Raw genomic sequence first — 19,546 nt, forward strand, 5'->3', positions numbered from 1 at the left:
CTCCGACTCCGCCCGCGAGAGCGACCGCGAGCAGCAGGCCGGGCGTCACGCCGCCGCCCCCGCGCTGACGCGGATCTCCGCGCGACGACCCCCGGTCGAGGGACGCCTGGACCTCCGGAGCATGGGTGAAGATGGGCGGATGACATCCGCGGGGGGCGTTCCGGAGCTCAGGCTGGCCGTCGTCGACGACCAGCCCCTCTACCGGCACATGCTGTCGTCGCTGCTGCGCGCGGCGCCGGGCGTGCGGAGCGTCGTGGAGGCCGGATCCGCCACGGAGGCGCGGTCGGTGCTGCGGCCCGCGGAGCTCGACGTGGCGATCCTCGACATCGAGCTCGGCGACGGGGACGGCATCGAGCTCGGGCGCCGGCTGCGGTCCACCGCGCCCGGGCTGGGCATCGTCCTGCTCTCGGCCGTCGACGCGATGCACCGCTTCCTCCGCCTCGACCGCGCCGAGGCCCGCGGCTGGAGCTACCTCTCGAAGACCTCCTCTCTCTCCGCCCCCGCGCTGCTCGCCTCCGTCCGCGCGACGGCGGACGGCCGCACCGTGCTCGACCCGGCGCTGGTCGCCGCCCGCGCGGCCCGCCGCGACGCCCCGGTCGCCGCACTGAGCCCGCGCCAGTACGAGGTGCTCTCCGGCCTCGCATCGGGGCTGACCAACGCCGCGATCGGCGAGCGCCTCGGCATCGCGGTCCGCTCGGTCGACAACCACGTCAACGCCGTCTACGCGGCCCTCGGCGTCCGCTCGGACGGCGAGCGCAACCCGAGGGTCGACGCGACGCTCCTCTTCCTCGAGCACACCGGATGAGCGCCGGCCCGCGCGACGCGCGCGAGGACAACCGCATCGTCCTCGGAGCGATGGCCCTCCTGGGCGGCGTGCTCTCGCTGCTGGCCGCGCTCCAGGCCGTCTTCGCGCTCGGGATGCTGTCGCGGACGCTGCGGGGCGTCGATCCGGGGCCGCTGCTCGACGTGACGACGCGCGTCCTGGTCAACGTGGCGACGATCGGGCTCGCGATCGCCCTGGTCGCGGTGCTGCGTCCCGAGCGCTCGACCGGCGGCGCCCGCGTGGCTCGAACGGCGGTCATCGCCATGGGGATGGGCCTGGTCCGCTGCTGCCTCCAGGTGCTGACCGGCGTCTACCCGCTCTCGGCACTCCCCGCTCTCGCGGTCGAGCTGGTCGTCGGAGCCACGGTGATCGCGCTGATCACCGCCTACGGCTACCTGCTCGTGCGCGCGGCACGGCGCGTGCGCGAGAAGGAGCGGGAGCATGCCCGCGCTTCCGTGCAGGCGCTCGAGGCGGTGCAGGCCCTGCAGCGGGAGGAGCTGCGGGTGCGGCGCGACGTCGCGCAGAGCCTGCACGGCGGCCTCCAGAACGGACTCGTGGTGCTGACCGCCGAGCTGCACGCGGTCGCGAGCGCATCCGACGAGGCGGCCTCGGAGCGGCTGCTCGCCATCGCCGCCCGGCTCGACCGGCTCCGCGAGAACGAGGTGCGCGCGGTCGGCCACGCCCTCTACCCGGTCGAGATCGACCACGGCCTGGTCCCCGCCGTCCGCGACCTCGTCGCGCGCCTCCCTCCCGAGATCGCCGTCGACCTCGACCTCGGCCGCATCCCGGCGCTCGCCGCCGAGGGTGCCGAGCCGCCGCTCGACCAGCGGATGCTCCTGGTCCGGTTCCTGGAGGAGGCGGTCACCAACGCGCTGAAGCACGGCGGCGCCTCCTCGCTGCGGGTGCGCGGCGACGAGGAGGCGGGCGTCGTGGTGCTCACCCTCGACGACGACGGCCGCGGACTCGTCGAGGGGTCGACGCGCTCGGGGCTGGCGCGGCTGGAGCGGCAGCTCGCGGTCTACGGGGGCTCGTTGGAGCTCTCGGACTCGCCCGTGCTGGCGGGGGCGCGGCTGAGGGCGCGGCTCCCGCTGTCCGACGCGGACGGCGGCGGGGCGGAGTAACGGGACGGGCGCTCCCGCCGTCCCTCGCGTCGAGCACAGGGCGGTCCGAGGGACGGATTCACGCCGGATGGCGAGCCGTCTCCTCGTGCGCGCCCCTCACGCCGGGTAGACCAGCAGGTGCTCCGGAGCGACGGTGAAGCCTGCCTCGCGGCCGGGCGCGAGGTCGAGGCGCGCCGCGTCGGCCGCCGGGACGTCGGCGGTCAGGAGCGCGCTGCGCACCCGCACCGCGTCTCCCCGCTGCTCCACATCGGTGATCACGGCGCGGAGGCCTCCCTCTCCGACGGAGACGGCGGAGGGGCGGACCGCGGCGAGCACCGCGGCGCCGACCGCGACCGGCTCGGCCGCGACTCCGGACAGCTCGTGCCCGCCGGCGGTGCGCAGACCCGTCGCGGTGCGGACGCCCTCGAGCAGCTCGAGCCCGGCGAGCTCGGCGGTGAACGCGGTGCGCGGGCGCGTGAGGACCCGGGCGGTCGGCCCCTCCTCGACCACCCGGCCGCCGTGCAGCACCAGAACCCGGTCGGCGAGGGTCCAGGCGTCGAGCACGTCGTGGGTGACCACGATCGCCGAGCGGTCGGCGAGCACCTCGCGGAGCATCCGGCGGAGGACCGGGGCGGTCCGGGCGTCGACCGCGGCCAGCGGCTCGTCGAGCAGCAGGAGGCGCGGGTCGGTCGCGAGGGCCCGGGCGAGGGCGACCCGCTGCGCCTGTCCGCCGGAGAGGCTCCCCGGGCGCCGGTCGGCCAGTTCGGCCACGCCCGCGGCGGCCAGCTCGCGCTCGGCCCGCTCGCGGGACCGCGCCCGTCCGGTGCCGGCGCTGCGCGGACCGAACGCCGCGTTCTCGCGCACGCTGAGGTGCGGGAACAGCAGCGGGTCCTGCGCCAGCAGGGCGACGGGGCGGCGGTGCGGAGGAGTCCACCGGCGGTCGTCGAAGAGCAGGTCGCCGCCGGCGGTCGCCCGCCCGGAGTCGGCGCGGACGAGGCCGGCGATCAGCTCGAGCACGGTCGACTTGCCCGCGCCGTTGGGCCCGAGCAGCGCGATCGTCTCGCCCTCGGCCACGTCGATCCGCACGTCGATCCCGCGCGCCGCGAGCCGCGCCTCCAGCCGCAGGCTCACCGCGGCACCCCCCGGGCGGAGCGGCCGTGCGCGAGACCGATCACGAGCACCGCGACCACCACGAGCACCAGCGCGAGGGCGACCGCCGCGTCCGGATCGCTCTCCCGCTGCAGGTAGATCTCGAGCGGGAGGGTGCGCGTCGTGCCCTCGAGGCTGCCGGCGAAGGTCAGCGTCGCCCCGAACTCGCCGAGCGCCCGCGCGAACGAGAGGATCGCGCCCGAGGCGAGGCCCGGCAGGATCAGCGGCAGCGTGATCCGCCGGAGCACCGTCCCGGGGGACGCGCCGAGCGTCGCGGCGACCGACTCGTACCGCGCGCCGGCGCTGCGCAGCGCGCCCTCGAGCGTCAGCACCAGGAACGGCAGGGCCACGAAGGTCTGCGCGATCACGACGGCGGTGGTCGAGAACGCGATGCGGACGCCGAGGGCCTGCAGCGCGCCGCCGAGGAGGCCCATCCGCCCGAAGGTGAAGAGCAGCGCCAGCCCGCCGACCACCGGCGGCAGCACCAGCGGCAGCAGCACCAGCGAGCGGAGCAGGCGCTGGCCGGGGAAGGCCGTGCGGGCGAGCACGAGGGCCATCGGGGTGCCGAGCAGCAGGCACAGCAGGGTCGCGACGGCGGAGGTGCGCAGGCTCAGCAGGAGCGCGGCGACGGAGGAGTCGGAGGTGATCAGCGGCAGGAACTGCGGCCAGTCGACGCGGGCGAGGATCGCGGCGAGCGGGAGCAGCACCAGCAGGGCGCCGAGCGCGGCGACGGCCACGACCCAGCGCGGCAGGCCGGACCCGGTGCGCATCAGCCGCGGGCGAGCGGCGTCTCGACGATGACCGTGGTCGCCTTGACCACCGCCACCGCGGGAGACCCGGGCTCGAGCCCGAGCTCGCGGACCGCCTCGCTGCTCATCAGCGAGACCACGCGGTGCGGACCGCACTGCAGCTCGACCTGCGCCATCACGGTGTCCATCACGATGCCGGTGACGATCCCGACGAAGCGGTTGCGGGCCGAGCGCGCGACCGGGGACGGATCCTCCGGCAGCACGGCGTTCGCGCGGGCGAGCCGGGCGACCTCGAGGCCGTCGACGACGCGTCTCCCGGACGCGTCCTTCGCGCTCTCGAGCGTCCCGTTCTCGATCCAGCGCCGCAGCGTGTCGTCGCTCACGCCGAGCGCGGCGGCGGCGTCCCTGATCCGTATCTGCGGCATGGAGTCGATCCTACGTCCGCGGCTGAGCCTGTGCCGTGCCCGTCTCCTCTCCACGAGATACCGCTCCGGTGCGCTTCCTGCGGCGTGCCGCGCATCCGGGTGGCATCTCGCGGAGAGGGAGGAGCGGAACGCGGAGGGACGGACGCTGGGGATCCCGGGCCGCGCGCGCAACCCCCTGGAGGACCGGCGGGAGCACGACGCACGCTGAAGGGACGACGACACAGGATGCGGCATGCGCGCGATGGTCTACCGGGGCCCCTACAAGGTCCGCGTGGAGGAGAAGGACCGGCCGAGGATCGAGCGCCCGAACGACGCGATCGTCCGGGTGACGATGGCGGCGATCTACGGATCCGATCTGCACCTCTACCACGGGCTGCTCCCGGACACCCGGATCGGCCACACCTTCGGCCACGAGTTCATCGGCGTGGTCGACGAGGTCGGCTCGTCGGTGGAGAACCTCAGCGTCGGCGACACGGTGATGGTCCCCTTCACCATCTACTGCGGCTCCTGCTGGTTCTGCTCCCGCGGCCTCTACTCCAACTGCCACAACGTGAATCCGAACGCCACCGCGATCGGCGGCATCTACGGCTACTCGCACTCGGCGGGCGGCTACGACGGCGGGCAGGCGGAGTACGTGCGCGTCCCGTTCGCCGACGTGGGTCCGACGAAGATCCCCGAGTGGCTGCCGCACGAGGACGCCCTGATGCTCACCGACGCCTTCTCGACCGGCTACTTCGGCGCGCAGCTCGGCGACATCGTCGAGGGCGACACGGTCGTGGTGCTCGGAGCCGGACCGGTCGGCCTGGCCGCCGCGCGGTCCGCCTGGCTGATGGGCGCCGGCCGCGTCATCGTCGTCGACCAGATCGACTACCGCCTCGCCAAGGCCCGCGACTTCGCCTTCGCCGAGACCATCGACTACACCGAGGAGGACGACCTCGTCGTCACCCTCAAGAAGACCACCGGCGGGCTCGGCGCCGACGTCGTGATCGACGCGGTCGGCGCGGAGGCCGACGGCAACCTCCTCCAGCACGTCACCGGCGCCAAGCTCAAGCTGCAGGGCGGCTCGCCGATCGCGCTCAACTGGGCGATCGACGGCGTCCGCAAGGGCGGCACCGTCTCGGTGATGGGCGCCTACGGTCCGCTCGCGAGCGCCGTCAAGTTCGGCGACGCCGTCAACAAGGGCCTCACGCTGCGGATGAACCAGGCCCCCGTCACCCGGCAGTGGCCGCGCCTGTTCGAGCACATCCGGGCCGGGCACATCACGCCCAGCGACCTGATCACGCACCGCATCCCGCTCGAGCACATCGCCGAGGGGTACCACCTGTTCTCGTCCAAGCTCGACGGCTGCATCAAGACCGTCGTCGTCCCGTAGGAGGATCCCGTGCCGTACACCGCCGACCGCCCCGTCCGCGTGCCGACCGCCGAGGAGCTGCGCGCCCGCATCCCGGGCTGGGGCGCCGACCTCGATCCCGCCGACCGGCCCGCCTTCCCCCGCGAGCGCAGCGACCTCGTGTCGGGCGCGCACTGGGAGCGCCCGGAGAGGATGCGGACGCACGGCCGTCGCGAGAAGAGCATCGAGCACCTCGAGCTGCCCGCCGTCTTCGGCACGGCGCAGCCCCTCCACGGGATCTCGGGCGCGATCCGCCGCTACGCCTACGACCGGTTCAGCGAGGGGCGCCACGCGCACTGGCTGCTGCTCGTGCTGGGTGACCGGGTGGAGTCGACCGGGGCGCACCTCCGCTCGCTGCTCACGACACGGCCGGACGATCCGATCACCGAGACCGGCGTGCTCGCCGAGGTGCACGCGCACCCGATCGCCTCTCGCCGCGGCCGGACCGACGTGCGCCACCAGATCCTCGACCCGCTGCTCGTCGGCGGCCCCTGGGTCCTCGCCGCCCTCGGCGCCGTGGCCGTCGCCCGCCGCCTCCTGCGCTGACGCCCGTTCCCCTCTCGCGAGAGGCCGCTCCGGTACGCCTCCGTCGGCGTGTCGCGGACCGGAGCGGCGTTGCGCGGAGGAGGACGGGGGTCAGCGGCTGCGGGGCGCGGCGCCCGCGGTCGGCGCGGTGCGGGTGTCGACGCTCGCCGTGAGTGCCGCGGAGTAGCCGGACGCCGGGCTGCCGGACATCGTCGCGAGCTGCAGGGCTCCGCCGTCGTCGCCGAAGACGGAGTCGGTGTCCAGGCCGACCCGGGCGAGGTTCGCGGCCGAGCCCGCGTACGCGTCGAGGGCGTAGACAGCGGTGCACGCCTCCTCCTGCAGGGCGACCTGCGAGGTCGCGATCGCGTTCGACGCGTCGGTGATCGAGTCCACTCCCGGGTACACCTCGAAGTGGATGTGCGGCCAGCGGCCGGAGTAGCAGGCCGGGACGATCGAGGCGAAGGAGACGACGCCCGACGCGTCGGCGACCTGCACGCCGCGGAGGTACGTCTCGTCCTCGACGCCGCTGGAGTACATCGAGTAGTCCCCGTGCGCGTCGCAGTGCCAGACGTACACGGCGGCTCCGGCGAACGGCACGCCCCCGCTCGCCGCGTCGAGGATCGTCAGAGTGAGCGCCAGGGGGACCCCGTCGGCCGTCGCGCCGCCGCCGATGCTGGTGCGCAGGTCGCTGCGGACGATCCCGGAGCGCTCGAGGACGTCGACCCCGTTCGAGCCGTCGCCCGGGTAGGGGCCGGCCGTCTCGTCGGGGATCTCGCCGGCGACCGCGGTGCCGGCCCCGGCCGTGGCGGTCGCGGTGGGAGTCGCGGTGGCGGTCGCGGCGGATCCCGATCCTCCGGTGGCGCACGCCGCGAGCCCGAGGGTCGCCGCCCCCGCGCCGACCAGAGTCAGCACGCCGCGCCGCGAGAAGAGGGTCCCCACGTCGAACGGGAGGCCCTGGTCGACCACCTCCTCCTCGGGGCGGTCGAGCCGGCGGCCCTCGTAGGCTGGTCCGTCGGGCGTGCTGCGGGGCTCCGGGATGCGGGTCATGGTCGTGCTCCTCGTCGATCGTGGTGTCCGTCGCGAGCAACCCTGGCGGCCAGGGCTCTGCGCCTCCGATGACCGTCCTACGACCCTCCTATGACCGACCTGCCGACCGCCCTGCAGGCCTCCTCCGACGCCGCGACGCCTCTCACGGTGCTCCGAACCCGGCCGCCGCGAGCACCGCGCGCCCGGCGTCGGAGGCGACGTACGCGACGAAGGCCGCCGCCGTGGCCGGGTCGCCCGCTCCGGTCAGCGCCGCGATCGGGTACGTGTTCACCGCCTGCGAGGCCTCGGCGAAGGGGATGCCGGTGACCGAGCCCGCGGCCCCGCGGACGTCGGTCGCGTAGACGAGCCCGGCGTCCGCCTCGCCCGAGGACACCTTGCCGAGCACGTCGGTGACCGACGACTCCTCGCTCACGGGGGAGATGTCGACCCCGGCGGCCTGCTCGACCGCGACGGCCGCTGCTCCGCACGGCACCTGCGGCGCGCAGACGACGGTGGCGGTCCCGGGCCGGGCGAGGTCGGCGAGCGAGGCGACCTGCGCCGGGTTGCCGGGAGGCACGGCGATCTCGAGCGTGTTCGTGGCGATGTCGACCGGGTTCCCGTCGACGAGCCCGGCCTCGGCGACGGTGGACATGGTGCGCTCATCGGCGGAGGCGAAGACGTCGGCCGGGGCGCCGTTGACGATCTGCGTCGCGAGGTCGGAGGAGCCGGCGAAGGAGAGCTCGACCTGCGCGCCGGGCTCGGCGGCCTCGAACCCCGTGGCGAGCTCGGTGAACGCGCCCTTCAGCGAGGCGGCGGCGAAGACCGTGAGGGAGCCGCCGGACGAGGACGTCGCGCCGCCGGTGGCCGCGTCGCCGGTGGCCGCGTCGCCGGCGGGGGTCGACGGAGCGGAGCAGCCCGCGAGCAGGAGGAGCGCGGCAGCGGCCGGGACGAGGGAGAGCAGGCGACGATACACGGGGACCTCCGGATCTGAAGTCCGCAGATACGGCGGACAGCTGATCCTAGGACCTCAGGTGCGGAGGCGGGCTGGGAGGAGGGCCTCACGTGCGGCGGAGAGACGATCCGAGGATCGGACCGGCCGGGCGACGCGCCTGCGCGAGGACCGACGGGCCGCGCGACGCACAGCGGCGGGTGGACCGCAGCCCTCCGGCTCCGGCCCGCCCGCCGCTCGTCGCGGCCGCCTCGACGGCGGTCCTCCGCTCAGCCCTGCGGCGGCGAGTAGAACTGGAGGTCGTTGCCCTCCGAGTCCTTGAAGGGGAGGATGCGGCCCCACTCGTGGTCGCTGATCTCGCCCTCGATCGACGCGCCCCGCGCCGTGAGGCGCTCCAGCTCGTCCTCGATCGAGCCCTCGGGCTGGAACGAGATGACCGCCCCGCCCTGCTCCGCGACCGTGGCCGACTCGCGGGCGTTCAGGCCGATCATCAGCCCGCCGGCGTCCAGCTCCGACCAGTCGTCCGAGGTGTCCTTGACCTCGAGGCCGAGCGTGTCGCGGTAGAACGCGACCGCCCGCTCCATGTCCGTGACGGGGACCCAGACCGTTGCGACTCCTGATGCCATGTCGTGCTCCTTCGCTCGATGATGCCGTTCCTCCGACGCTAGGTCGGGGACGCCCGGAGCGGGGGCCCTTGCGCCGACGCGCGGAGGCTGCTCTCGCGCGGGCGCCTCTCCGCCGAGACACCGCCCCTCGCCGGCGTCTCGGCGCGCAGCGGGACGTCTCCGCCCGGCCTCCTCGCGAACGCTCCCCGCCTCAGCGCTCGGCGACGAAGCGGTGCACCACCGCGAGGTCCTCGTCGCCGAGGCCGGCGTCGACCAGGTCGCGGAACACGGTGCGGAGCGTGCCGAGCAGCGGAGCGGAGGTGCCCGTCGCCTCCGCCTCGTCGGCCGCGGCCCGCAGATCCTTGTCCATGAAGGAGGCGACGCCGGTCGGCGTGTAGTCGCGGGCGACCAGGGCGGCGCGCTTGGTCTCGAGCACGCGGCTGTCCGCGTAGCCGCCCTGCAGCAGGGCGAGCAGCGTGTCGAGGTCGAGGCCGGAGCGCTCGGCGATGACGGCGGCCTCCGCGATCGCGGTCATGGTCGCGGCGACGACGAGCTGGTTGCAGGCCTTCGCCACCTCGCCGGCGCCGAGCGGCCCGAGGCGGACGGCGGTCCCGCAGGCGGACAGCACGGGCAGCACGCGGGCGACGTCCTCCTCCGCTCCGCCGGCCATGATCGAGAGGGTCCCCGCCTCGGCGCCCTCGGTGCCGCCGCTGACGGGGGCGTCGACGAGGCGGAGCCGCGGGTGGCGTCCCGCCAGCTCGCGCAGGCCGGTGGCGGACACGCTGGAGCAGACGACGAGCACGAGGTCCGCCCCCGCGGCGAGCACTCCCTCTTCTCCCTCGAGCACCTCCTCGAGCTGCGGCAGGTCCGGCACCATCACGATCAGCACGTCCGAGGCGGCGGCGAGCGAGCGGGCGGAGTCGTGCCACTGCGCCTCGGGGACGGCGCGGCGGGCGCGGTCGGCGGAGCCGGGGCGCGCGGTGATCCCGAGCGGGACGCCGGCGGCGACGAGGCGCCGGGCCATCGGGGCGCCCATGCTCCCGAGCCCGACGAAGCCGGTGCGCGCGGGCGGGAGGGCGGCGGTCGTGGTGTCCGGCATGCGCCCAGCATATCGAACACGGTTCACAGGAGTGAAGTAGGGTGGGCGCGGGCCGATCCGGGGGAGAGCCTCCCGCACCGTCCCGCGAAGGGACACCCGTGACCGATCGCCTCCGCGTCGTCATCGCCTCGCCGCTCAGCCCCGAGCTGATCGCCCGCATCGTCGAGCTCGAGCCGCGCCTCGACGTCGTCGCCGACCAGAGCCTCCTCCCTCCGATGCGCCACCCCGGCGACCACGGCGGAGACCCCTCCTTCCGGCGCACCCCGGAGCAGCAGCGCGCCTTCGACGAGCTCGTCGACTCCGCCGACGTGCTCTACGGCGTGCCGGACGAGACCCCCGCCGCCCTCGCGCGCACGGCGGCCGCGAATCCGCGCCTCCGCTGGGTGCAGACGATGCCCGCGGGCGGAGGCGCGCAGGTGCGGGCCGCGGGGCTCGACGACGCGCAGCTCGAGCGCATCGCGTTCTCCACCTCGGCGGGAGTCCACTCCGAGCCGCTCGCCGAGTTCGGGGTCTTCGGACTCCTGGCCGGCGCCAAGTCCCTCCCGCGCCTCCAGTCCCTCCAGCGCGAGCGCGTCTGGGGCGGCCGGTGGACGATGGGGCTGATCTCGGAGCAGACGGTCCTGATCGTGGGGCTCGGCACGATCGGGCGCGCGACGGCCCGCAAGCTCCAGCAGCTCGGCGCCCGCGTGATCGGCACGAGCCGCCACGAGACCGAGGTGGAGCACGTCGACGAGATCGTCGCCCCCGACGCGATCGCGGAGGTGGCGGGCCGGATCGACGGGGTCGTCGTCACGCTCCCCGGCACCGCCGCCACCGAGAAGCTGGTCGGCTCAGAGTTCTTCGCCGCACTGCGCCCCGGCGCCTCGTTCGTCAGCGTCGGCCGCGGGACGGTCGTCGACGAGGAGGCGCTGCTCGCCGCCCTCGACGACGGCCGCGTCGGCTTCGCCGCGCTCGACGTGGTGGCGGAGGAGCCGCTCGAGCAGAGCAGCCCGCTCTGGAGCCACCCGAGCGTCCTGATCAGCCCCCACACCGCGGCGCTGAACGTCGCGGAGGACCGCCTGATCGCCGAGCTCTTCGCGCGCAACACCACCCGCTTCCTCGACGGGGAGCCCCTGATCAACCGAGTCGATACGGTGGAGTTCTACTGATCCCGCCCCCGGAAGAGGACGCCATGGCCCGCCCCGATGCGCCCCCGACGACGGTCGACTCCGACAGGGGCTCGGGCGCCCCCGCCGTGTCGCGCGCCATGCGGATCCTCGACCTCCTGGCCGACGCGGGCGGCCCGCGCACGCTGACGGACATCGCCCGCGAGCTCGGGATCGCCAAGTCGTCGACCTCGAACCTCTGCGCCGCACTCGAGGAGGGCCGGCTCATCCGCCGCGTCGGCTCCGGCTTCCTCCTCGGTCGGCGCACCGTCGAGCTCGGCAGCCACTACCTCGCCGGCTTCGACCCGGTGCGCGAGTTCTACCGGCTCTGCGAGGAGTCGCCGGTGCTCTCGCGTCAGCTGGTGCAGATCGCGCTGCTCGACGGCACGCGGGTCCTCTACCTGGCGGTGCACGAGGGGCGGGAGCGGTTCGCGCTGTCCGCGAGCGTCGGCGACCGTTACCCCGCCTCCGCCACGGCCGTCGGAACGGCGCTTCTGGCCGAGCTCGACGACAGCGAGATCGCCGAGCGCTTCGCCGACGACCGAGACATCGTCGTCTTCACCGACCGGTCCACGTCCTCGACCCGCGAGCTGCTCCGCAAGGTCGCCGCGGCGCGCGTGCGCGGCTACGCGATCGACGACGGCGAGCTGCACCCCAGCGTCCTGGGCGTCGCCGTCGCGGTCCCGGCCGCCACCCGCTCCGATCTCTCGGTCGCGGTCGGCGTCTCGCTGGTCCGGCCGGTCGGCGACGATCAGGAGGAGGTCGTCGCGGCCCTCCGCGAGGCAGCCGCGGCGCTCGGCCGCCCGCCCCTCGTCGCCGGAGCGCCCGCCTGACGCCTCGCCGTCCATTCTGTTGAATGCCGTTCACTGGGCTGTTACGCTCGGCCCATCCCGCCTCTGCGGGCCGGAGTGAGCGAGGCACCGTGGCGACCAGCAGAACGAGCAGCACGAGCAGCCGCACCGGCGTCGAGCCGAGGGGCGTCCGCTGATGCGCCTCGCGCGGATCCGGGCCGAGGACGGACCGGCCGTCGTCCTCCAGGTCGCGGGGGAGTGGCGCGAGATCGAGGACGCCTTCGCCGCGGAGCCGGTCGAGACGGGCCGCCGCTGGCCCGTCGAGGGCGCGCAGCTGCTGGCACCGGTGGAGCCCCGCGTCATCCTCGGCATGGCGCACAACGGCTCCGCGGCCGACCGGCTGCTGCCCCCGCAGGCCTTCCACAAGACCGCGCACACGCTGGCCGGGCCCGGCGATCCGATCGTCCTCGACGAGGGCATCGGCCCGGTGGTCGTCGAGGGCGAGCTCGCCCTGGTCATCGGCCGCACCGCGCGGCACCTCACGCCCGAGGACGCGCTCGCGCACGTGCTCGGAGCGACGGTCGCGAACGACGTCACCGCTCCGGGGATGATCGCCGCCGACGGCCTCTTCCTCCAGGGCAAGAACGGCGACGGCTGGACGCCGCTCGGACCGTGGATCGAGACCGGAGTCGACGTCGACGCGGTCGGCATCACGGTGAGCGTCGACGGGGAGGTGCGGGCCGTCTCCTCGACCGACCGCCTCGGCTGGCGCGCCGCCGAGATCCTGGTGCACCTCACCTCCCACCTCACGCTCCACCCGGGAGACGTCGTCCTCACCGGCTCGCCCGGCACGGCCGTCGAGGTCGGGCCCGGCCAGGAGGTGCTGATCGCCCTCGACGGGATCGGCGCGCTCGCGAGCCGCACCGTCGCGGGCCCTCCGCGCGCGGCGCCTCCGCAGCCCTGACACCCGCTCCGACCCTCTGGAGGAACCGTGCTCTTCGACCTGACCGACCGCGTGGCGCTCGTCACCGGATCCAGCCGCGGCATCGGCCGCGCCGTCGCCACCGGCCTCGCCGAGGCGGGCGCCACCGTCGTCCTGAACGGCCTCGACCCCGAGCACCTCGAGGCCGCCCGCGCCGAGCTCGCGGAGCGGTTCCCCGGCACCGACGACCGCCCGCGGATCCACGCCCGCGCCTTCGACGTCACCGACGACGCGGCCGCCGAGGCGGGCGTCGCCTGGATCGAGGAGGCGGTGGGCCCGCTGCGCATCCTGGTCAACAACGCCGGCGTCCAGCACCGCGTGCCCCTGCTCGAGCTCGAGGTCGCCGACTGGGAGCGGGTGCTGCGCACGAACCTCACCAGCGCCTTCGTGGTCGGCCGGGCGGCGGCGAAGCGGATGATCCCGCGCGGCGCCGGGAAGATCGTCAACGTCGCCTCGGTGCAGGCCGATCTCGCGCGGCCGACGATCGCGCCCTACACCGCCTCGAAGGGCGGGATCCGCAACCTCACCCGCGCGATGACGGCGGAGTGGGCGCAGCACGGCATCCAGGTCAATGCGATCGCTCCGGGGTACATCCACACCGAGATGACGCAGGGCCTCGTCGACGACGAGGAGTTCAACAGCTGGATCCTCGGGCGCACGCCCGCCGCGCGCTGGGGCCGCGTCGAGGACCTGATCGGCCCCGCCGTCTGGCTCGCCTCCGACGGCTCGGACTACGTCAACGGGCAGGTCGTCTTCATCGACGGCGGCATGACCGTCGTCGTCTGAGCCACCCCTCGACCCACGAACGGAACCCGCATGACCGCGCTCGTCCCCGCCTCCACCACCCGCGTCGTCGTCCACGCCGCCGGCGACCTCCGCGTCGAGGAGGCGCCGCTCGCGCCGCGCGGTCCCCGCGAGGCCCTCGTCGCCGTCGCGTACGGCGGGATCTGCGGCTCCGATCTGCACTACTGGACGCACGGCGCCGCGGGCGAGTCGATCCTCCGCGAGCCGCTGACGCTCGGCCACGAGGTGGTCGGCACGGTCGTCGAGGCAGCGGCGGACGGCTCGGGACCCCCGGTCGGCGCGGCCGTCGCCGTGCACCCCGCGACCGCGCGCGGCGAGTGGCCCGACGGGCGCCCCAACCTCGCGACCGAGGGCACCTATCTGGGCAGCGCCGCGCGGATGCCGCACACCCAGGGCGCGTTCGCCCGCCACGCGGTGCTGCCGACGCGCATGCTCCGCGAGCTGCCCGCCGGTCTCGGGCTCCGGGAGGCGGCGCTCGCGGAGCCGGCGAGCGTCGCCTGGCACGCGGTCTCGCGCGCGGGGGAGGTGGCGGGACGGCGCGCGCTGGTGATCGGCAGCGGCCCGATCGGGGCGCTGATCGTCGCCGTGCTGAAGCGGGCGGGGGCGGCCGAGATCGTCGCCGTCGACCTGGCCGAGGAGCCGCTCGCGATCGCCCGCGCGGTCGGCGCGACCCGGACGATCCGCGCGACCGACTCAGCCGCGATCGCCGAGGTCGCCGCCGACGCCGTCTTCGAGTCCTCGGGCAGCCCGCGTGGCCTCGGCTCGGCCGTCCGGGGCGCCGCCCGCGGCGGCACCGTCGTGATGGTGGGACTCCTCCCCTCGGGCGAGCAGCCGGCCCTGATCTCGCTCGCGATCACCCGGGAGCTGCGCCTGATCGGCTCCTTCCGCTTCGTCGACGAGATCGACGAGGTGCTGGCGGCGCTCGCCGACGGGAGCCTCGCGGTGGCGCCGGTGGTCACGCAGGTGGTGCCGCTGGAGCGCGCGCTCGAGGCCTTCGAGCTCGCCCGCGACGCCTCGCGCTCGAGCAAGGTGCTGCTCGACTTCACCCCGTGACGGGCGCTCGAGGCGCCTCCGGAGGGTCGGGATCGCCCGAGCGTTCGGGGTTCCCTCGGACGGCGGCGCCGCCGGAGCACTACCGTTGCACCATGGCGTCCACCGATACCCCCGATTCCGCCCCCGAAGCCGACACCGCTTCCGAGAGCGCCCCCACGCTCACCTTCTCCGACCTCGGTCTCTCCGACCCGGTCCTCAAGGCCCTCAAGGAGGTCGGCTACGAGACGCCCTCGGCCATCCAGGCCGCGACGATCCCGTCCCTCCTCTCCGGCCGCGACGTCCTCGGCGTCGCCCAGACCGGCACCGGCAAGACCGCGGCGTTCGCGCTGCCGATCCTCTCGCGCCTCGACGTCTCGCAGAAGACGCCGCAGGCCCTCGTGCTGGCCCCGACCCGCGAGCTCGCGCTGCAGGTGTGCGAGGCGTTCGAGCGCTACGCGTCCGGCCTCCGCGGCGTCCACGTCCTCCCCGTCTACGGCGGCCAGGGCTACGGCACCCAGCTCTCCGCGCTCCGCCGCGGCGTCCACGTCGTCGTCGGCACGCCCGGACGCATCATGGACCACCTCGAGAAGGGCACCCTCGACCTCTCGCAGCTGAAGTTCCTGGTTCTCGACGAGGCCGACGAGATGCTCAAGATGGGCTTCGCGGAGGACGTCGAGACGATCCTCGCCGACACCCCCGTCGAGAAGCAGATCGCGCTGTTCTCGGCGACGATGCCCGCGCAGATCCGCCGCATCTCCGGCAAGTACCTGAAGGAGCCGGAGGAGATCACGGTCAAGAACAAGACCACGACCTCCGTCAACACCACCCAGCGCTACCTGATGGTGTCGTACCCGCAGAAGGTCGACGCCCTCACCCGCATCCTCGAGGTCGAGAACTTCGAGGGCATGATCGTGTTCGTCCGCACGAAGAGCGAGACGGAGACGCTGGCCGAGAAGCTGCGCGCCCGCGGCTACACCGCGGCGGCGATCAGCGGAGACGTGGCCCAGGCCCAGCGCGAGCGCACGGTCGAGCAGCTGAAGTCGGGCAAGCTCGACATCCTCGTCGCGACCGACGTCGCCGCCCGCGGCCTCGACGTCGAGCGCATCAGCCACGTCGTCAACTACGACATCCCGATCGACACCGAGTCGTACGTCCACCGCATCGGCCGCACCGGTCGCGCGGGGCGCAGCGGAGCGGCGATCAGCTTCGTCACGCCGCGCGAGCGCCGCCTCCTCGCCGCCATCGAGAAGGCCACCCGCCAGCCGCTGACCGAGATGCGGATGCCGAGCGTCGAGGACGTCAACGTCACCCGCCTCTCGCGCTTCGACGACGCGATCACCGCGGCGCTCGCCGACACCGAGCGCCTGCAGCGCTTCCGCGACATCATCGGCCACTACGTCGAGCACCACGACGTGGTCGAGTCGGACGTCGCCGCCGCGCTGGCCATCGTCGCGCAGGGCGAGGAGCCGCTGCTGCTCTCGCCCGACGACCCCCGCTTCGCCCGTCGCGAGCGCGAGGACCGCGACTCCCGGCCCGACCGCGGCGACCGCCCCGAGCGCGGCGACCGCTTCGACCGCGGCGGCGACCGGGGCGAGCGTCCCGAGCGCCGTCAGCGCCCGGCGAACAGCAACCTCGCCTCGTACCGGATCGAGGTCGGCCGCCGCCAGCGCGTCGAGCCCCGCCAGATCGTGGGCGCGCTCGCGAACGAGGGCGGCCTCAACCGGGGCGACTTCGGGCACATCGACATCCGCCCGGACTTCTCGATCGTGGAGCTGCCGGCCGACCTGCCCCAGGACGTGCTCGACCGCCTCGCCGACACCCGCATCAGCGGGCAGCTGATCGAGCTGAAGCCGGACCGCCGTCCGAGCCGCGCCGGCGCCGACCGCGGCGCACGCCCCAGCGGCCCGAGCCGCTCGAGCGAGCGCCCGGAGCGCAAGCCGCGCTACTGACGGCTCCCGCCTCTGCGGACGGGCTTCCACGAGACGCCACTCCGGTACAGCGACCCTTGCGTGTCGCGAACCGGAGTGGCGTCTCGCGTTGGTGCGGGGGGCGGCCTCAGCGGCGCAGGACGCGCCGGGCCAGCACGTTGCCGAGCAGCTGCACCAGCTGCACGATCACGATGATCACGAGCACCGCGGCCCAGGTGACGACCGGCTCGAACTGCCGGTAGCCGTACTGGATCGCGAAGTTGCCGAGCCCGCCGGCGCCGATGTATCCGGCGACCGCCGACATGTCGATCACGGCGACGAACACGAACGTGTAGCCGAGGATCAGCGGACCGAGCGCCTCCGGCAGCAGCACCGTGCGGACGATCCGGAACCGGCTCGCTCCGACCGACCGCGCCGCCTCGATCACGCCGGGCTGCACGGTCAGCAGGTTCTGCTCCACGATCCGCCCGATGCCGAAGGCGGCGCCGAGCGAGAGGGTGAAGACGATGGCGTCCGTGCCGATGCCGGAGCCGACCACCAGCCGGGCCAGCGGCTGGGCCGCGGCGATGAAGATGATGAACGGGATCGGCCGGAACACGTTCACGATCACGTTGAGCAGTCCGTGGACCACCCGGTTCGCGTAGAGGGCGCCGCCGCGGGTGAGCGCGAGGCCCAGCCCGATCAGCAGTCCGCCGAGCCCGCCGAAGAGGAGGCTCAGCGCGACGATGTAGAGCGTCTCGCCGGTCGCCTGGACGAGCTTGGGCAGGAGCGGGATCAGCTCGTTCATCGGGGCACCTCCGTGAGGGCGACGCGTCCGCCGAGGCGGGCGAGGAGGGGGTCGACGACGCCGTCCGGCGCGTCGAGAGCGACCGTGAGGTGGCCGAAGGCGCGCCCGCGGACGTCGGTGATGCCGCCGTAGACGAGCTCGAGCGGCACGCCGGCGGCCGCGACCTCGGCGAAGACGTCGCCCTGGGAGGCGGAGTCGTCCGAGAACGAGAGCGTGACCAGCCGACCGCGGTGGCGCGCGCGCAGGACGGCCGCCTCCGCGGGCGAGGGCACCGAGCGGACGACCGTGGAGACGAAGCGGCGGGTGACCGGCTCGCGCGGGGCCGAGAACACGTCGAAGACGGGCCCGCGCTCCACGATGCGGCCCGACTCCATCACCGCGACCTTCGTCGCGAGCTGCTGGACCACGTCCATCTCGTGGGTGATCACGACGATGGTGACGCCCAGCTCCTCGTTGATGCGGCGGAGGAGGGCGAGCACCTCGCCTGTGGTGTCCGGGTCGAGCGCGCTGGTGGCCTCGTCGGCCAGCAGGATGCGCGGGGAGGCGGCGAGGGCGCGGGCGATGCCGACGCGCTGCTTCTGCCCGCCCGAGAGCTGCTCCGGGTGGCTGCGCGCCTTGTCGCTCAGGCCGACGAAGCGGAGCATCTCGTCGACGCGGGCGCGCTGCTCCGCGCGCGGGACGCCCGCGACCTGCAGCGGGTAGGCGACGTTCTGCCACACGGTCTTCGAGCCGAACAGGTTGAACTGCTGGAAGATCATCCCGATGCCCAGGCGCAGCCGGCGCAGCTCGCGCTCGGGCAGGCCAACGGTCTCGCGGCCGTCGATCTCGATGCTGCCGCTGGTCGCGGGCTCGAGGGCGTTGACGAGGCGCGCGAGCGTGCTCTTGCCGGCGCCGGAGTAGCCGATCACGCCGTAGACGTCGCCCGCCTCGATCTCGAGGCTCACGCCGTCGACGGCCGCGGTCGGGGCGGCGCCGCGCCCTGCGCCGGGGTACACCTTGCGCACGTCGGTCATGCGGATGAGCGGCACGGGGCGCCCTTTCTGTTGCGGGGGAGGCACGGGACCGCGCCGGAGGGGAGCTCCGCGAGCGGAGGACCCGACCGGCGCGGTGCCGCGGGTGCCGGAGTCAGGAGGCGGCGGAGATGTCGGTCTCGGCGGACTCGAGCGAGGTCTCCAGCTCGGAGGCGGGGGTCTTCAGGAAGACCGCGGTGCCGCCGGACTGCTCCGAGACGCCGTCGAGCACGTCCTGGCTGTCCTGGTAGACCGAGACGAGCTTCGTGTAGGTCTCGTTCTCGGCGTCGTCGGCCCGGGCGGCGAAGATGTTCGTGTAGAGCAGGGAGGCGGGGTCGCTCGGGTCGTCCTGGGCGATCGCGTCCGAGGCCTTCAGGCCCGCGTTCTCGATGAAGTCGTTGTTGATGATCGCGGCGGCCACGTCCGGGAGCGACGTCGGGGTGAGGGAGGCCTCCAGTGCCGTGACCTCCACCTTCGAGGAGGATTCGACGTCGTCGACGTTCGAGAGCACTCCGCCGCCGTCCTTCAGCTCGACGAGCCCGGCCGACTGCAGCACCAGCAGCGCGCGCGCCTGATTCGTCTCGTCGTTGGGGATCGCGACGGTGGAGCCGGCGGGGATGTCCGCGACGTCGTCGTACTGCGAGGAGTAGAGGCCGAGCGGGTAGATCGCGGTCGCGCCGATCGGCACGAGGTCGGCGTCGGCCGAGGTGTTGTACTGCGCCAGGTAGGCGATGTGCTGGAACTGGTTGAGGTCGATCTCGCCCTCGGTGAGGGCGGGGTTGGGCTGGTTGTAGTCGCTGAAGTCGACGATCTCGACGTCGATCCCGGCGTCGGCGGCGGCCTTCTCGTAGGTGGCCCAGTAGGGGTCGCTCGCGCCGACCACGCCGATGCGGACGGTGTCGTCGCCGCCGCCCGCGCCGGAGCAGCCGGCGAGGAGGAGGGCGGCGGAGGCGGCGATCGCGGAGGTCGCGAGGAGTCGGGTGCGCAGGGTCATGGCTGTGGGGATCCTTCCGTGGAGAGGATCCGGGCACTCGGCGCCGACCGAGCGGTGCTGGTCACCGCCGGCGCTGCGACCGGCCTCCGGTCGCTCGGCGCCGCGACTGCGCGGATCCCGGGGATCACCTTACGAAGGCGGTCGGACCCGCGCGGAACCCGCGCGTAACACGGCGACTCGGAGGCAGAGGAGGCGCGCGCTCACCGCGGGATCGCGCTGTGACGGCTGCTCAG

The 19,546-nt window shown here is 74.3% G+C and carries 20 protein-coding genes; 10 read left to right on the plus strand and 10 right to left on the minus strand.

Going from position 1 to position 19,546, the window contains the following annotated elements; all coding sequences use genetic code 11:
• On the plus strand, positions 1 to 805 hold an 805-nt coding region (locus C5D36_RS12980; protein ID WP_258062942.1), incomplete at its 5' end, for a response regulator transcription factor.
• Complete coding sequence (locus tag C5D36_RS12985) at positions 802 to 1,944, plus strand: sensor histidine kinase (protein ID WP_104296002.1); 1,143 nt, start codon at positions 802 to 804, stop codon at positions 1,942 to 1,944. The genes C5D36_RS12980 and C5D36_RS12985, both read left to right, overlap by 4 nt.
• A gap of 96 nt (positions 1,945 to 2,040) precedes the next feature.
• Here C5D36_RS12985 and C5D36_RS12990 read toward each other — a convergent pair whose 3' ends face one another.
• Genes C5D36_RS12990 through C5D36_RS13000 form a run of 3 tightly spaced genes read right to left on the minus strand, consistent with a single transcriptional unit; the run spans position 2,041 to position 4,246 of the window.
• Positions 2,041 to 3,054, minus strand: coding sequence for a sulfate/molybdate ABC transporter ATP-binding protein (locus C5D36_RS12990; protein ID WP_104257869.1), 1,014 nt, complete (start codon positions 3,052 to 3,054; stop codon positions 2,041 to 2,043).
• Positions 3,051 to 3,842, minus strand: coding sequence for an ABC transporter permease (locus C5D36_RS12995; protein WP_104257868.1), 792 nt, complete (start codon positions 3,840 to 3,842; stop codon positions 3,051 to 3,053). The genes C5D36_RS12990 and C5D36_RS12995 overlap by 4 nt, the downstream gene beginning before the upstream one ends.
• On the minus strand, positions 3,842 to 4,246 hold the full coding sequence (locus C5D36_RS13000; RefSeq protein ID WP_104222447.1) for a molybdopterin-binding protein: 405 nt from the start codon (positions 4,244 to 4,246) through the stop codon (positions 3,842 to 3,844). The genes C5D36_RS12995 and C5D36_RS13000 overlap by 1 nt, the downstream gene beginning before the upstream one ends.
• A gap of 232 nt (positions 4,247 to 4,478) precedes the next feature.
• Between C5D36_RS13000 and C5D36_RS13005 the strand changes: the two genes are divergently transcribed.
• Entirely contained in the window at positions 4,479 to 5,618 is a 1,140-nt protein-coding gene (locus C5D36_RS13005; RefSeq protein WP_104257867.1) for a zinc-dependent alcohol dehydrogenase, read from the plus strand.
• Positions 5,619 to 5,627: 9 nt separating this feature from the next.
• Positions 5,628 to 6,182, plus strand: a complete 555-nt coding sequence (locus tag C5D36_RS13010; RefSeq protein ID WP_104226589.1) for a hypothetical protein — start codon at positions 5,628 to 5,630, stop codon at positions 6,180 to 6,182.
• 90 nt (positions 6,183 to 6,272) lie between these two features.
• On the opposite strand, the gene C5D36_RS13015 is transcribed toward C5D36_RS13010, so the two are convergent.
• From C5D36_RS13015 to C5D36_RS13030, 4 genes are all read right to left on the minus strand, one after another.
• The gene (locus C5D36_RS13015) at positions 6,273 to 7,208 is read right to left on the minus strand and encodes an intradiol ring-cleavage dioxygenase (protein ID WP_104296003.1); all 936 of its coding nucleotides are present in this window, start codon (positions 7,206 to 7,208) and stop codon (positions 6,273 to 6,275) included.
• Positions 7,209 to 7,350: 142 nt separating this feature from the next.
• On the minus strand, positions 7,351 to 8,160 hold the full coding sequence (modA, locus tag C5D36_RS13020) for a molybdate ABC transporter substrate-binding protein (protein WP_258062943.1): 810 nt from the start codon (positions 8,158 to 8,160) through the stop codon (positions 7,351 to 7,353).
• Between the two features lie 245 nt (positions 8,161 to 8,405).
• Positions 8,406 to 8,762 carry a VOC family protein gene (locus C5D36_RS13025; protein ID WP_104233520.1) on the minus strand — a complete coding sequence of 119 codons (357 nt, stop codon included), beginning with the start codon at positions 8,760 to 8,762 and terminating at the stop codon, positions 8,406 to 8,408.
• Positions 8,763 to 8,952: 190 nt separating this feature from the next.
• Positions 8,953 to 9,840: an NAD(P)-dependent oxidoreductase gene (locus tag C5D36_RS13030; protein ID WP_104296004.1), complete on the minus strand. Its 888-nt coding sequence runs from the start codon at positions 9,838 to 9,840 to the stop codon at positions 8,953 to 8,955.
• Positions 9,841 to 9,938: 98 nt separating this feature from the next.
• Between C5D36_RS13030 and C5D36_RS13035 the strand changes: the two genes are divergently transcribed.
• From C5D36_RS13035 to C5D36_RS13060, 6 genes are all read left to right on the plus strand, one after another.
• Positions 9,939 to 10,988: a D-2-hydroxyacid dehydrogenase gene (locus C5D36_RS13035; protein WP_258062944.1), complete on the plus strand. Its 1,050-nt coding sequence runs from the start codon at positions 9,939 to 9,941 to the stop codon at positions 10,986 to 10,988.
• A 23-nt stretch (positions 10,989 to 11,011) separates the two neighbouring features.
• Positions 11,012 to 11,818, plus strand: a complete 807-nt coding sequence (locus C5D36_RS13040) for an IclR family transcriptional regulator (RefSeq protein ID WP_104233523.1) — start codon at positions 11,012 to 11,014, stop codon at positions 11,816 to 11,818.
• A gap of 154 nt (positions 11,819 to 11,972) precedes the next feature.
• Positions 11,973 to 12,740 carry a fumarylacetoacetate hydrolase family protein gene (locus C5D36_RS13045; protein WP_104296006.1) on the plus strand — a complete coding sequence of 256 codons (768 nt, stop codon included), beginning with the start codon at positions 11,973 to 11,975 and terminating at the stop codon, positions 12,738 to 12,740.
• Positions 12,741 to 12,767: 27 nt separating this feature from the next.
• Positions 12,768 to 13,544: an SDR family oxidoreductase gene (locus C5D36_RS13050; protein ID WP_104296007.1), complete on the plus strand. Its 777-nt coding sequence runs from the start codon at positions 12,768 to 12,770 to the stop codon at positions 13,542 to 13,544.
• Positions 13,545 to 13,574: 30 nt separating this feature from the next.
• Positions 13,575 to 14,615 carry an L-idonate 5-dehydrogenase gene (locus C5D36_RS13055; RefSeq protein ID WP_104296008.1) on the plus strand — a complete coding sequence of 347 codons (1,041 nt, stop codon included), beginning with the start codon at positions 13,575 to 13,577 and terminating at the stop codon, positions 14,613 to 14,615.
• A 92-nt stretch (positions 14,616 to 14,707) separates the two neighbouring features.
• Complete coding sequence (locus C5D36_RS13060; protein WP_104237941.1) at positions 14,708 to 16,543, plus strand: DEAD/DEAH box helicase; 1,836 nt, start codon at positions 14,708 to 14,710, stop codon at positions 16,541 to 16,543.
• 106 nt (positions 16,544 to 16,649) lie between these two features.
• On the opposite strand, the gene C5D36_RS13065 is transcribed toward C5D36_RS13060, so the two are convergent.
• The 3 genes from C5D36_RS13065 to C5D36_RS13075 form a co-directional block, all read right to left on the minus strand.
• Entirely contained in the window at positions 16,650 to 17,309 is a 660-nt protein-coding gene (locus C5D36_RS13065; RefSeq protein ID WP_104233527.1) for a methionine ABC transporter permease, read from the minus strand.
• Positions 17,306 to 18,337 (minus strand): methionine ABC transporter ATP-binding protein, encoded by a 1,032-nt coding sequence (locus tag C5D36_RS13070; protein WP_258062945.1) that lies wholly within the window; start codon positions 18,335 to 18,337, stop codon positions 17,306 to 17,308. The genes C5D36_RS13065 and C5D36_RS13070 overlap by 4 nt, the downstream gene beginning before the upstream one ends.
• 97 nt (positions 18,338 to 18,434) lie before the next feature.
• Positions 18,435 to 19,313, minus strand: coding sequence for a MetQ/NlpA family ABC transporter substrate-binding protein (locus tag C5D36_RS13075; protein WP_104296009.1), 879 nt, complete (start codon positions 19,311 to 19,313; stop codon positions 18,435 to 18,437).
• Positions 19,314 to 19,546 lie beyond the last annotated feature (233 nt).

This window comes from Rathayibacter sp. AY1C6 (genome assembly GCF_002931535.1).
GTDB lineage: Bacteria > Actinomycetota > Actinomycetes > Actinomycetales > Microbacteriaceae > Rathayibacter.